This is a genomic window from Corynebacterium sp. 74A, assembly GCF_008930665.1.
GTDB classification, from domain to species: domain Bacteria; phylum Actinomycetota; class Actinomycetes; order Mycobacteriales; family Mycobacteriaceae; genus Corynebacterium; species Corynebacterium megadyptis.
The window spans coordinates 122,340-136,214 of sequence record NZ_PQMG01000004.1; the positions used below are offsets into that span (position 1 = coordinate 122,340).

The 13,875-nt window shown below is 63.8% G+C and carries 12 protein-coding genes; 2 read left to right on the forward strand and 10 right to left on the reverse strand.

Translation table 11 applies throughout. The annotated features are described in order from the left end of the window. Positions 1-39: 39 nt before the first annotated feature. The 8 genes from secA to GBB11_RS07555 all read right to left on the reverse strand — a co-directional run bounded on the left by secA (position 40) and on the right by GBB11_RS07555 (position 10,158). Positions 40-2,658: a preprotein translocase subunit SecA gene (secA, locus tag GBB11_RS07520; RefSeq protein ID WP_151550103.1), complete on the reverse strand. Its 2,619-nt coding sequence runs from the start codon at positions 2,656-2,658 to the stop codon at positions 40-42. A 368-nt stretch (positions 2,659-3,026) separates the two neighbouring features. After that, positions 3,027-3,698 carry a ribosome hibernation-promoting factor, HPF/YfiA family gene (hpf, locus tag GBB11_RS07525; protein WP_151550062.1) on the reverse strand — a complete coding sequence of 224 codons (672 nt, stop codon included), beginning with the start codon at positions 3,696-3,698 and terminating at the stop codon, positions 3,027-3,029. 188 nt (positions 3,699-3,886) lie between these two features. Beyond that, positions 3,887-4,399, reverse strand: a complete 513-nt coding sequence (locus GBB11_RS07530) for a ComF family protein (protein ID WP_225979272.1) — start codon at positions 4,397-4,399, stop codon at positions 3,887-3,889. A gap of 189 nt (positions 4,400-4,588) precedes the next feature. Then, positions 4,589-6,403, reverse strand: coding sequence for an LpqB family beta-propeller domain-containing protein (locus GBB11_RS07535; RefSeq protein WP_151550064.1), 1,815 nt, complete (start codon positions 6,401-6,403; stop codon positions 4,589-4,591). After that, complete coding sequence (gene mtrB / locus GBB11_RS07540; RefSeq protein ID WP_369408552.1) at positions 6,384-8,471, reverse strand: MtrAB system histidine kinase MtrB; 2,088 nt, start codon at positions 8,469-8,471, stop codon at positions 6,384-6,386. The genes GBB11_RS07535 and mtrB overlap by 20 nt, the downstream gene beginning before the upstream one ends. A gap of 19 nt (positions 8,472-8,490) precedes the next feature. Further along, positions 8,491-9,171 carry an MtrAB system response regulator MtrA gene (mtrA, locus tag GBB11_RS07545; RefSeq protein WP_151529483.1) on the reverse strand — a complete coding sequence of 227 codons (681 nt, stop codon included), beginning with the start codon at positions 9,169-9,171 and terminating at the stop codon, positions 8,491-8,493. A gap of 4 nt (positions 9,172-9,175) precedes the next feature. Continuing rightward, complete coding sequence (locus GBB11_RS07550) at positions 9,176-9,805, reverse strand: dTMP kinase (RefSeq protein WP_151550065.1); 630 nt, start codon at positions 9,803-9,805, stop codon at positions 9,176-9,178. Further along, positions 9,805-10,158: a DUF4259 domain-containing protein gene (locus GBB11_RS07555; protein ID WP_151529485.1), complete on the reverse strand. Its 354-nt coding sequence runs from the start codon at positions 10,156-10,158 to the stop codon at positions 9,805-9,807. The genes GBB11_RS07550 and GBB11_RS07555 overlap by 1 nt, the downstream gene beginning before the upstream one ends. On the opposite strand from GBB11_RS07555, the gene GBB11_RS10855 reads away from it, so the two are divergent. Beyond that, on the forward strand, positions 10,157-10,333 hold the full coding sequence (locus GBB11_RS10855; protein ID WP_192796387.1) for a hypothetical protein: 177 nt from the start codon (positions 10,157-10,159) through the stop codon (positions 10,331-10,333). The two genes, GBB11_RS07555 and GBB11_RS10855, sit on opposite strands and share 2 nt — an antisense overlap. Positions 10,334-10,603: 270 nt before the next feature. Further along, the gene (locus GBB11_RS07560) at positions 10,604-11,479 is read left to right on the forward strand and encodes a hypothetical protein (RefSeq protein WP_151550066.1); all 876 of its coding nucleotides are present in this window, start codon (positions 10,604-10,606) and stop codon (positions 11,477-11,479) included. Between the two features lie 76 nt (positions 11,480-11,555). Here the strand turns inward: GBB11_RS07560 and manA are convergent, their stop codons facing one another. Continuing rightward, positions 11,556-12,782, reverse strand: coding sequence for a mannose-6-phosphate isomerase, class I (gene manA, locus GBB11_RS07565; RefSeq protein ID WP_151550067.1), 1,227 nt, complete (start codon positions 12,780-12,782; stop codon positions 11,556-11,558). A 90-nt stretch (positions 12,783-12,872) separates the two neighbouring features. Beyond that, on the reverse strand, positions 12,873-13,862 hold the full coding sequence (locus tag GBB11_RS07570) for a hypothetical protein (RefSeq protein WP_151550068.1): 990 nt from the start codon (positions 13,860-13,862) through the stop codon (positions 12,873-12,875). Positions 13,863-13,875 lie beyond the last annotated feature (13 nt).

The window sequence follows — 13,875 nt, forward strand, 5'->3', positions numbered from 1 at the left end:
CCCGCAGATGGTGTCCTGCGGGCGGCGGGGCGGGCGAGTTTAGCTCTCGGCGGGCCCGCGGTAGGTACGCTTGGACTCGGCCTGGCGCACCTTGGCCACATCTCCGCCGATGTCCTCGGCGTCGATCTTGCCATCGTTGTTGATGTCGGCGGTGCCGGCCTCTTCCATCTTGGGCACGAATTGCTGGCGCAGCAGGAAGAGCTGGCGGACGGTTTCTTCCTTGATGCCGTCCTTCATGGCATTGAACATGTCGCCGCCCTCCTTCTGGTATTCCACCAGCGGATCGCGCTGTGCCATGGCGCGCAGGCCGATGCCTTCCTTGAGATAGTCCATCTCATAGAGGTGCTCGCGCCACTTCTGGTCCACGATGGACAAGATGATGGTGCGCTCCAAGTTGCGCATCTGCTCCTCGCCGCCGAGGGCGGTCACGGCCTCCTCCAGCTGGGCATAGCAGGCTCGGGCGTCGTCGATCAGCGCCTGGCGCAGCTCCTCGGCGGAGAGCTCGCCGGCCGCACCATACTCGGTGCCATCGATGAGCTGCTGGTACTCGAAGCTCGGGCCATAGAGCGCCTCGAGGGCGTTCCACAGCTCATTGAGATCCCAGTCCTCGACGTAGCCCACCTCGGTGGCGGCGGCGACATAGGCGGAGAGGGTTTCGTCGATCATGTTCTTCACAAAGGGCTCGACGTCCATGCCCTCGAGTATCTCGCGGCGCTCGCCGTAGACCACCTTGCGCTGCTCGTTCATCACTTCGTCGTACTTGAGCACGTTCTTGCGCGCCTCAAAGTTCTGGTTCTCCACCTGCGACTGCGCGGTCTTGATGGAGTTGGACACCATCTTCGCTTCGATCGGCACATCGTCCGGCACATTCAGGCGGTTCATCATGGACTCGATGGCCTGGCCGCGGAACCGCACCATGAGCTCATCGCGCAGCGAGAGGTAGAAGCGGGTCTCGCCCGGATCGCCCTGACGCCCGGAGCGGCCACGCAGCTGATTATCGATGCGGCGGGACTCATGGCGCTCGGTACCCAGCACGTAGAGGCCACCGGCCTCGCGCACCTGCTCGGCGTACTTCTCGGAGCGCTTCTTGGCCTCGGCGATGGCCTCGTCCCAGGCCTCCTCGTACTCCTCCGGCTTCTCCACCGGATCCAAACCGCGCTCACGCAAGGCCAGGTCCGCGAGAATATCCGGGTTGCCGCCCAGCACGATGTCCGTACCACGACCGGCCATGTTGGTGGCCACGGTGACATTGCCCGGCAAGCCCGCCTGGGCCACATACTGGGCCTCTTGCTCGTGGTGCTTGGCATTGAGCACATTGTGCTTGATGCCGCGGCGCTGCAGCAGGGTGGACAGGTACTCGGAACGCTCCACGGAGGTGGTACCCACCAGCACCGGCTGGCCCTTCTCGACGCGCTCGGCGATGTCATCGGCCACGGCCGCGAACTTCGCCTCCTGCGTCTTGTAGATCAAGTCGGGCTCGTCGCTGCGCTGGTTAGGGCGGTTCGGCGGCACAGCGATCACGTCGAGTTTATAGATTTGGTGCAGCTCGGCAGCCTCGGTCTCGGCGGTACCCGTCATACCGGCCAGCTTGTCGTAGAGGCGGAAGTAGTTCTGCAGGGTGATGGTCGCGAGAGTCTGGTTCTCGTTTTTGATCTCCACCTGCTCCTTGGCCTCAATGGCCTGGTGCATGCCCTCGTTATAGCGGCGACCAGAGAGCACACGACCGGTGAACTCGTCCACGATCATGACTTCACCGTTGCGTACGATGTAGTCCTTATCGCGGGTGAATAGCTCCTTGGCCTTGAGCGCATTGTTCAGGTAGCTGACCAGCTGCGAGTGCTCGGGCGCATAGAGATTGTCGATGCCCAGCTGGTCCTCGACGAAGGATACGCCCTCTTCCTTCACACCAACGGTGCGCTTGCGCACGTCCACTTCATAGTGGATGTCCTTCTTCATGCGCGGAGCAATCTGGGAGAAGGCAGTGTACCACTGCGAGGTTCCCTCCACGGCGCCGGAAATAATCAGCGGGGTGCGGGCCTCGTCGATGAGGATGGAGTCCACCTCGTCCACGATGGCGTAGTGGTGGCCGCGCTGCACCAAATCGTTGAGCGAGCGCGCCATATTGTCTCGCAGATAGTCGAAACCGAACTCATTATTGGTGCCATACGTGATGTCGGCAGCATAGGCTTCACGACGCTGCGCTGGGGTTTTCGTAGCCAGAATCACGTCGGTACGCAGCCCCAGGAAGCGGTGGACACGACCCATCCACTCGGAGTCACGCTTAGCCAAGTAGTCGTTCACGGTGACCACGTGCACACCCTTGCCCTCGAGGGCATTGAGATAGGCGGGCAGCACACAGGTGAGGGTCTTACCCTCACCTGTCTTCATTTCGGCGACATTGCCGAAGTGCAGGGCGCCGCCGCCCATGATCTGCACCGGGTAGTGCTTCTGGCCGAGCACGCGCCACGACGCCTCGCGCGCCACCGCGAACGCCTCAACCACGAGGTCATCGACGGTTTCGCCGTCCTCGAGGCGCTTTTTGAACTCGTCGGTCTTTGCACGCAGCTCATCATCGCTGAGCTTTTCGTAGTCCGATTCCACTGCGATGACCTGATCAGCGAGGTGACGCAGACGCTTGACAGCGCGCCCCTCACCCATCCGGAGTAGCTTTGACAGTCCTAGCACAGGCTCTACTTTTCCTTATATATCGACAACCGGAGCGACGCGCCGCCTCCGCGCCCTTCATCGGCGCGGCGCACGACACACCCACGTTCAAGCTTTTGCTTCGTGCAGCATAACGCACTATCGGAGATGAAGATAAGGCGCCGCTGCCCACAAGTCTGTGCCTATTGTACGCACCCCAGCACGCAGAGTATGCAGCATGCCCTAAGAGCACCGCCCCGCCGGCTGGCTCCAGGGTGCAGCTAACCCGCCCGAGCTGGGCGGACCATACACAGCAGCGACCCGCCCCGAGCTGGTGTGCTCCGGGCGGGTCGAATGGCATTCCCGCCGTGGCGGTCGAGGAACTAGCTCTCCTCATCCTCCGTCAGGGCGATCAGACCGTAGTCGAAAGCGTGGCGGCGGTACACCACGGACGGACGGTTGGTCTCCTCATCGATGAAGAGGTAGAAATCGTGGCCCACCAGCTCCATCTCGGAGAGAGCATCGTCCACGCTCATCGGGGTAGCGGTGTGCTCCTTGCGACGAACGATCTGGCCGGGCATAACATCCTCCACCTTGTCAGCGTAGGTGTCTGCATAACGATCATCCTCCTCCACGCGGGCGGCCTTCGCCTCGTCCACGAGTTCGCGGGCGATCTCGCCAGTGGACAACGGGGCGCGGTGACCAGAACGGCTGATGGTGCGGCGGGCCTTCACCTTGCGCAGCGAGCGCTCCATCTTGGCCAGCGCGGTCTCCAGCGCGGCGTAGAAGCTATCCTCCTTCGCCTCGGCGCGAGCCAAGTGGCCCTTACCGGTGGCGGTGATCTGAATACGATCGGCGCGATCGGCACGGCGCGGATTCGGCTCGTGCTGCAGCTCGACGTGGAAGAAGGTAAGGGTGGGATCGAGGCGCTCGATCTTGGAGAGCTTAGTATTGACACGCTCAGCGAAGTGCTCGGGAACCTCAACGTTGCGTCCAGTAATGCGAACCTGTGCTTCTGGGCGCAGAGTCTCGGTGTTGTCAGCAGGTGTAGTCACGTGCGTGTACCTCCCGGGGTTGGCCACCACCAACGGAAGGGCTGGATTGCTCCTCCGCGGTCTGCGGTGACGATGATGTCTTGCACCTCAAGAATACATCTGGTTATGACCAATCTTCTAGGGTTCTCAACGATGTTCGCCCTTAGCGGACAGGACGAGCCCGCATTAGCCCAGTAACGCGGATTTCTCTAAGCCGCCGCTAAGGTTATGGCACCGATCACCATTACCCCCGCATACGCCAGCGCGGCCCGACTCGCGGCCAGAGTGGATCCCGTCGTGAGGACGTCGTCGACAAGCAACACGGGATGCAGTGGCCGCGGGGCTCGCCTCACCCGCACCGAGCCGCTCAGGTTGCGCCGCCGCTCCGCTGCACTCAACCCCACCGAATCGCGGGCGCTGGGCGTGCGGAAGAGCAGCTCAGAGGTGGGGATGCGGGTATGACGGCACAGCGCGGTCACATGATCGCCGCCGCGACGGCGGGCATTGCGCCGGGTGGTGGGCGCCGGAACGAGGCTCAGCCGCTGCGGCTCCGGCAGCTCCCCGCGTGCGGCCATGAACTCGAGGGCCGCTCGCAGCACCGCCGCCGCGTGCGGGATCACATCCACCCGTCCGCGCTCTTTCATCTCCACGATGATCTGGCGATGCGCCCCGCCATAAGGGCCGCAGGCCCATACCGGAACATCCAGCTCCACAGTGGGCATAACCAGTTCCGGCGGCTGCGCCAACGCCCGCGCACACCGCGCGCACAGGCGTACTCCCGGCGCGTGACATCCCGCGCAGCGCACCGGCAGCATCCATTCCCATGCCCCGCTCATGGCAGCCTCCCCCGTGTGGGCCGTTGCGGCGCGGCTGCCTAATAAGGCGATCCCGCGCCGTCTCGTGCCCGCAGTTTAGCGCGCGACCACGGGGATCGCACGGGTTCCCTGCAAAGCCGGGACCTCGCGCCAGAAGGTGGAATTACCGCCAATGGGCAATTGCAGAACCGAGTGCTGATCGGCCACCACATAGTTAGAGTTACCGGCCGCTACGCCCCGCACCGGGGCGGTGATATTGCCATTGGGCAACGCGATCGCCTCGGAGCCATCGGTGGAGAGCTGCCACACCGGGGTTTCCTGGCTCTTGGTGCCCACGATCAACGAACCCGTGGGCGTCCAGTCCAACGTGGTGGCCTGGTTGCCCAGAGACGGCGCAATATTTTGGATGGCGTGCAGCGCGTACTCGCCCGACTGCTCCGAAACCACCGTGCCCAGATACACATCACCTTCCACGATGAACGCGGCACGCACGCCCGTCGGCGACAGGCGCAGTGCCGTGATCGGCGGGCGGCGCGATTGCTCCTCGGCGTCAATCGTGTCCCATAGCTCATCTATGTCCACCTCGGTATTGGCCACTTCCCCACTGGAGGTGGAACGGGCGGTGCGCACCACGGTGGTGCCGTCCACCACACTCCAGATGGAATTGCCATCGGCGGCGAAGGTGGGGCGGGTGATACTGCGCCCCTCGAGAGCCATTTTCATGGGCACATCGAAGCCGCCGAAATAGAGGGTGGTGTCCTTCGCCGACTCATCCACCGCCGACACCTCGGGGTCCTCATCCTCGCTGGGATCGGTGGAATACACCGCCGCCACCGAGTCGGAGCTGGCAAAAACATCCGCCGATTGCATCACACCCTTGGTTCCACCCTGGGTAGAAACGCGCGCCGGGGTGTCATTTTCGATGGAATACAGCTCTCCCTGCGCCACCGCGTAGAGCGGCAAGGTCACCGCTGCAGAGGCGAAGGGATTGAATTCGGCCACATCCGATAATGAGGTGGTATTCGACCCCGCCGAGAGCGGCAGGCCATCGGAGGTGATGGTGTAGGGATCGGCGATATCGGAGCGGGCGAGGGTCCAGGCGGCTTGGGCCACGAAGAGCTGCCGCTCTTCCGAGCTGAGGGTTTGCAGCCCCGTGAACTCATAGGCCGAGTTTTGCTCGCCAATGAAGGTGGAATTCGGCGGCAGCGCCGTTTTTACGCCCTCACGCAACGCCTCCCGCGGACCCGCCGCTAACAGCGTCAGCAGCGTGGTGTCGAGAGAATCCGGATCGGAATAGACCCAGCGGCGATCCGCCACCAGCCTCTGGAACTTGGGATCGAAGAAGTAGATATCGCGCGGCTGATATTGCTTGCTCAGCTCGCTCATCTCGATAATGACCCCATCGGGCAGCGAGGCGATCCGCCACTCTCCGTCCACCCTTTTCAGCGACATTTCTGCCTCAAAGGACGCATGCTCCGGTTGATAGACCCCGCCTTCGCGGAGGTAGCCCACCACCTCGCCGCGCACCGTGTAGCCGACTGTGCCCTCGCGCGGGGTTCCCTTGGCGTTGAGGTCCACACGATCGACGATGATCGCCCCCGTGCTGGACTCGGGGCTTTCTTTCCATGCGGCGGCGGCCTCGGGTGTCATGAAGTTACGGGCACTGGCATAGTTTTTGCTGGGATTCGCCGAGGCAGTAAAGAAATCGCGCAGCAAAAGGTCTGGTTCCCGCCCGGGCTCGGGGGTGAGTTCCCCGCCCACATCCGCCCCAGGTTCGAAGGAGCGTAGTGCCTGCGGATCGGAATCGGTGGGCAGGCTGGTGCAGCCGGCGGTACATAGCGCCGTGGCCAGCACCGCCGCAGCCACAGTGCGGCGGGCGGCGGATCGGGGTTTATTCGCGCCAGTCATCATCGTCCTCCTTCAGCTTCGGCGGCTCCTCCTGCGGGCCTGCGTCCGGGGCATCGGCGGCCCCCTCGGAGCCCTCAGAGTCCTCAAGCGGCCCGAAGTCTTCCAGCTCCGCGGCGGCGAGCTCCTCTTCCGAGATTTCCATGAGATCGGCTAGGTAGTCCCGGTGCGGCGGCCGCGCCTGCGACGCCTCGGTGGAATCCATCTCTCCCCCGGGCTCCTCGCCAGCTGCGCCGGGCTGGGTCTCTCCCGCGGCGGCGGGATCTTCGAAGGCGCCGAATTCAGCGCGAGCCCATTCTTCATCGGCGATCTCGGCGATCTCGTCCTCCGATAGCTCGGTGACATGAGCGGCGGTCGCGGGAGAGACAGCGGGGCTAGCGGTAGCTGCCGCTGCGGGCTCCGTGGCATCTCCTTCTTCTGCGGCCGCGCCGAGAGCGGAGCCGGACGCCGCCGTCTGGGCCTCGAACTCATCGGTGGGCAGCTCGGTCACGCCCACCGAGATTGAGGTGTCGACGAGATCCAGCGGCAGCGGCGAGTTTTCGACGTGCTCGTGCGGGTGGCGCGGCAGGGTGAGGCGGAACATGGTACCCACGCCGAGCTCGCCGACGGCTTCGAGGCGACCGCCGTGCAGCTGCGCATCCTCGCGAGACATGGCCAGCCCCAGCCCAGTGCCGCCCGAGTGGCGCTTGCGGGAGGGATCGGCCCGCCAGAAGCGTTCAAATACCAGCTCCTCTTGGCTGGGCTTGAGCCCCACGCCGTTATCGCAGACCGCCAGGGCCACGGCCTCCTCATTGCCGCGCAGGCGCACCAGCACCGGCTTGCCCTCGGAGTGGTCGATAGCATTGGCCACGAGATTGCGCAGGATGCGCTCGACGCGGCGCGGATCCACGGTGGCCATCACCGGCTCCTGCGGCAGGTCGAAGCGCACCGAGACCCCCACCTTCTCGGCCAAGTGCTTCACCTGTTTCCACACGGAGGTCACCACCGAACGCACATCGCTCTCGGAGGCAGACAGCGTCGCCACTCCAGCATCGTGTTTGGAGATCTCCAAGAGGTCTTTGAGTAGGTCCTCGAAGCGGTCGAGCTCACGGATGAGTACATCGGAGGCGTGCTGGGTGAGCGGATCCAGCTCCTCACGTTGATTGGCGATCAACTCCGCGGCCATACGCACCGAGGTCAGCGGGGTGGAGAGCTCATGGGAGACATCGGAGGTGAATTGTCGTTGCAGGTCGCCGTATTCCTTGAGCTGGTCGATCTGCTTGGAGAGCTCCTCGGCCATGGAGTTAAAGCTCATGGCCATGCGCGCCATCTCGTCTTCGCCATCGACCACCATGCGCTCGCGGAAGTGCCCGTCGGCGAAGCGCTGAGCAATACGCGAGGCCGAGCGCACCGGCCCCGTGATCTGCTGGGTGAGCAGCCACGAGATTCCCACCAGCAGCACCAGCAACACCACGCCACCGGCGGCGAAGAGGCCCCGCATCAGCGCCAGGGTTTGCTCTTCATTTTCCATCGAGAGCACGAGATACACCTGTAGATCCGGCACCCCAGAATCAGTCGGCGTGCCGATGATCAGCGATTTCACGCTGCTGCCATCCGCATTGTCCACCACGGTGAACTGATAGGAGACCTGCCCCTCACTGACAAAGCGACGCAAGCGGGGCGGAATCTGATAGCCCTCGGGGGAGCTGATCACATCGGCATTGTTGTCGCTATTGACTACCACGACCGGCTCATACACCGCGGCTTTATCCGCTACCGGTCCGCCGGCGCGCGCCGCCAGCGCCGAGCGCGCCGAGTTCACCTGCAGCTGCAAGCTGGTGGCGGAATCAATGGAGGCGATCTGCTGCTCCACGGTCTGGCGCGCCCTATCGATTTCCGAATTGGCAATGTCCAGCTTGGCGTCCACCAGCCGCTGCGTGGTGATCGAGATCATGGACAAGCCCAAAATGAGCACGACAAGGGCACACACCACGAAGATCGATCCAATCACTCGGATCTGCAGTGATGTGTTCCACTTGTGGGCGACGGTGTAGCGCAGTCGCCGCGCCTCGGATTTGAGTTGGCGGATGGTCACAACAATGAGCCGGCTCGCCCTACACTGCGCCGGTCTTATAGCCGACGCCGCGCACGGTCAATACGATCTGCGGGTTCTCGGGGTTCTTCTCGATCTTGGCGCGCAGGCGCTGAATGTGCACATTCACCAATCGGGTATCGGAGGCGTTGTGATAGCCCCAGACCTTTTCCAGCAGCTCCTCACGGGATAGCACCTGGCCAGGCTTGCGGGCCAGCTCGGTGAGTAGATCAAACTCGATCGGGGTGAGCTGGGTTTCCTCCCCATCGCGGGTGACGGAGTGGCTCGGCACATCGATCTTTAGTCCACCGATCTCGAAGTGCTCGCCGGGCTCTTCATCGGCGCGGCGCAGCCGCGCCCGGATACGCGCCACGAGCTCTTGGACCTTGAAGGGCTTATTCACATAGTCATCGGCCCCAGACTCCAGCCCGAGCACCACGTCCACGGTGTCCGTCTTAGCGGTGAGCATGATGATAGGCACGGTGGAGTTTTGGCGAATGACACGACAAATATCAATGCCATTCATGCCGGGCAGCATGAGGTCCAGCAGCACGAGATCGGGCTGATGCTGCTCGAAAGCACTCACGGCCTCGGCGCCATCGAGAACCGGGATCGCCTGCAGGCCCTCGGTCTTCAACACGAGGACCAGCATCTCAGAGATTGCGGGATCGTCATCTACGACGAGAATTTTCGGTGCACCCATAGTTTTATAATTCCATACCTAATGTATTCATGATGCGTTCAGCTGTCTTCGCCGGCGAATCCTCTGGGGCGGCCACAATCCACGGGCTGCCCCATCCTTCCGCAGCGAGGCGTCGATAAGCATATGCCGTGCGCGTTTGCAGATCCGCGTCGCGCTCATAGGCATCGCGGGTGCGGGTGGCATCCTGCGCTTCACGACGCTGCGCTCGGGCCGCCGCCATCTGCACCGGCGTATCCAGCAGCACCTGCACATCCGGCGCGGGCAGACCAAAGGTGGTGAACTCGAGCTCCGCCACCCACTGCGCTGCGGACTCATCGGACAGCCGCGCCGAGGTATAGGCGGCATTGGAGGCCACATAGCGATCGAGCACCAGCACCTGGGCGGGATCAGCTGCCGCGGCGGCCAGCTGCTCCCGCGCCCCCAAGCGGTCGAGAGCGAAGAGCGTGGCCATGCCGTGAATCGAGTCGATGAGATCACCCATTCCGCCCTTGAGTGCCTTATCGGCGAGCTGGGCGTGCACGGAGACCTCATAGCGGGGAAAGCCGAGCACCTCCATGCTGGGGATGCGCTGTTGCAACGCCGTGACGAGGGTGTTTTTTCCTGCCCCGTCAATTCCTTCGACGGCAACCAGCATTAGTTAAGCGCCTCGAGAAAGACGTCGATGTCTGCGTCCTCGACCGAGGTTTCCAAAAGCTCGGCCGCGGTCTCGCGCAGCTCCTCGGAGCCCGCGCCGCTGAACTCGCGGATGAAGGGATAGTCCTCCACGACCGCACCGGCGCTATAGGGCGCGCCGGCCCAGATGGCGGCGATCGTGGCGGCGGCGAGCCCATTGTGCAGCTCGGCGTCGGACACCTCGGGCTGGCGCAGGGCTAGCGTGCAGGCATCGTCGACAGCTTCGATAATCTCCTCGCCGTCGAGAGTGGAGAGCTCATCGAGAAACTCCACGTTGACGTCCTCGGTGAAAATGCTTTCATCCCAACTACTCATGCTGACCTCACTCACGTGCTTGTTCAGTATTCACTCCGGCCACGCCACCGCCGCAGACCTCACCCAGCTGGTGCCCGCCTCCGCCGCAGTGGCACAGGCGCAGTACAGCTGGCCGAAGGACGAGGGACTGCATAAGGGCGATCACGCGTGTTTATCCCATATCTACCACGCCTAACGTCGCCGCAATATTTGTCGCCACCGGTGCTTGGAACCGGAATGCGCGCGGCACGGCGGAATGGGCTTATGAGCCGGACCTATGGGCACAGCGTGGTTAAGGTCTGATGTCCCCGCTGTCAAGCACAAGCGCCACGGCGCCCAACATTTCTTGCTTATCGCTCTTTTCACGGCCCCCCTATTCGTGTTATCGTCCATGGCGAGTTATAGATTCGTTATATTTGCTCATGAGCGGTGCACGAGGCCCGCCGAGCGGAAGATGAGGTGAGCGATGGTCGATACCGACCTGAAGCGATTCTTCCTGTTCACCTCCGCCGGCTTGGCGATCGCACTGATCGTGGGTGTCGGCGCATGGTGGCTCTCGGCCCCTAATAATGGCCGCAGCGAAGGATCCACGGAGACCCGCGGCGGCTATGTCTCGGTCAATGGATCCGAGAGCGTCTCTTCTTCGTCCTCCACCGAGGCATCGAGCGAGCCGGAGCGCCGAGAGGACGAGGATAGCTCGGCCGAGTACCAGGCCAGCCCTTCCCGCATGACGCCCCTCGCCCCCAGTCGCAGCTCGACCCCGCAGGCCCTCGGGGCGCCTCTGAGTAGCACGGCCCCGCCCACCAAGGTGCTGCGCCTGCCTACCACCGGCGAAACCGCGACTACAAGCCCCCAGCTGCCGTCGTTCCTCCCGAGTATTCCCCCGATCATTGGCACGGGCGAGCCCTCCACCTCGGCAATCAGCAGCAGCTCCTCCACTCCGAGCACGAGTGATTCCGCTAGCACCTCCTCGGAGAGCAGCACGACTACGACGCCGCAGGATGATGACACCTACACCCCGACCAGTGGGGACGTCGAGCCCGTGCCGAGCAGCACCACGGATGCACCCGCGGAGAGCACGGCAACAAGCACGCCTTCGAGCGAGCCGACCAGCTCCGCCGCCGTAGAGCCCAGCGAGCGCTCTGCGGATGAACACAGCAGCACCCAACCGAGCGCGACGAGCACAGCCCCGAGCAGCTCCCAGCCGCGCAGCCCTGCGCCCTCCTCCGCCGCCCCGAGCAGCTCGGCCGCGCAGCCTTCCTCGGCGAAGGAGAACGCCGGCGCCGATACTACGAGCACCGGCCCCACAGTGAGCTCGCCGCGGAACACCGAAAGCTCTTAACTCGGACGCCCTATCCAAATAGCAGAAACGGCCCCCTCCTTGAGGATGGGGGCCGTTTTGTGGGTTCTTGGGGTGTTTAGGCGAACGCCCAGAATAGGTGGGCGCTCTCGCTGGTGGCCACGCTCACAGCGCGATCGCGCTCATCCATCCACACCGCCTCGGTGGGGCGAAGTGTCAGCTGCTCGCCGGCAGCATCGGTGACCGTCAGCTCGCCGGCGGTGGCCACCAGGATGGTGGGGCCGCTGAGCTGCAGGTCGAGCGGCGGGTTCGCAGCGTCGATGTGCGCGCACGAGAGCGTGAAATCCTCGATCGGAACGGGATAGCGGGTGATGGTGGTTCCCGCCTGAGTGGTTCTCTGCGTTGTCACGAAGGGATCAACGAGCGGGGCGAAGCCCAAGACCTTCACCAGCTCGGGCACGTCTACATGCTTGGTGGTGAGGCCACCGCGCAGCACATTGTCCGAGTTGGCCATCACTTCCACGCCCACCCCGTGCAGATAGGCGTGGAGAGAGCCGGCACGCAGATAGATTGCCTCGCCGGGCTCGAGCCGCACGTGGTTGAGCAACAAGGCACCCAGCACGCCGATGTCATTGGGATAGCGCTCATTGATGGCGCGCACATTGTGCACGGTGTGGGCGATCCACGGCTCCACCTGTGCCTCATCGAGAGCGTCGATGGCGTCGATGAGGCTTTGAATCAGCTCCGCCCGGGCGGCGGTGGGAATGGTAATCCAGGTGGTGAACAGCGCCCGGAGGCGGTTTTCCTCTTCCTTCTCCGCGAGCGCCTGGCCATCGTCAATCATGTGCAGGTAGCGCTCCATGGCCGCGCAGTTCAGTTGGCGCAGCAGCTGAATCGTCTGCGCGAGGGGACGGAAGCCCGCCATGGCCTCAAACTCGGACAGCGCCACCAGCACCTCGGGCTTGTGGTTATCGTCCTTGTAGTTGCGCTGCGCCCCGCCTACCGGAATACCGAGGGCATTCTCCCGCTCCCAGCCATCCTCGGCTTGCTGCTTCGAGGGATGGGCTTGGAGGCTCAAGGGCTCATCGGCGGCGAGAATCTTGACCAAATACGGCAGCCGGTTCTGGTAGCGATCGGCGATGCGCTCGCCCAGCCACGCGCTGGGCTGCTGGGCAATGAGCTCGCTCAGCGGCTCGCCGTCCACCGTGGAAGGAGAAGCCGGGTGCGCCCCAAACCACAGTTCGGCGATGGGATGCGGCGCGGGGGCCTGATCCCCTTTCAGCCGTGGAATGGCGGTGCGGGAACCCCATGGATAGGCCCGCTCGATTCCCTCGAGACGGTGCATGTACTTCTATTACCTCCTTGGCCTGCGCTTTGCGGGCGCACGCCTTAAAGCGGCTCATGCAACTACACGCGAAGCCAGTGCGCTGCATATTTAGGCAGTGGCGCAGCTGGCTGCCCACGCGCGTGCAATGAGCCTTAAGCCTGGTGCAAGTGACTCGGAGTCGGCTGGGTGCGCGTCTCCGAGTGGCAGCGCGTCCGCTGTGTCTGCTGAATGATTCTCGCAGTATTCGCAGCGCGCTTCAATAGGCATCACAAGATCGGCTATAGAGCCGAGTGCCCAAACAACAACCTTCGAGGATAGCACCGTCGGCGGTTCGTCGAGGAACGGGTCATAGAAGATGTCCTCAGTAGCACTGGGCGAGGACTCCTCGTGGAGCCGATAGCCCTGCGTCGATAGCGCGGTGTGCACGCCGCCGGCACGGCTAAAGAGTGCCGCAATGAGGGTAGCGATCTCCTCGCTATCGTCACTGGCCGCCACGTGGACCACCGGCGAGTCCTGGACATACTCAGCCAAGGAGCGCGCGGGATTGACCACGCTATCGCGATCAGGATGGCAGGCGGCTAGTTCCTCATCCACCTCATCGGCAATCGAGTCGAGGGTGTCGGCCACCCCGGCGGCGTCCATGCGCAGGCCGAGGACTGCGGCGGCGAGGGCCGCGATGGTGCGCGCCGGCGAGTTCTGCGTCACCGAAGGCAGTGCCGGCACCCCAGTCACCCCAGTCTCCTCCGCGGTATAGGAGGCGAAAGGACTGAGCAGGATGCTCACACATCCCCGCGCGTGGGCGGTGCTAGCGGCGGCATAGGCCTGGGGCTCGTGAGCTTCATCGGCGCTGATGATCACCACATCCATCGCCCCAGCATAGCGCGGAAGCGCCGGCACGCACACCACCGGTACCCCGGCGCTGGGCAGCAAGGCAAGCCCCGCGCGCACCACGCAGCGATTGAGATAGTCGGGCGCCACCACGATGATCGCCCGCGGCGAGATACTCAGCTCGAGGGTGCCTTCGCGCACGGCGCTGGCAATGGCGCGGATTTGGGCGCCCTCGTGGGACAGGTCGAAGAGTTCCTGCTGGTTCATCATGGGTGGCGGCCCC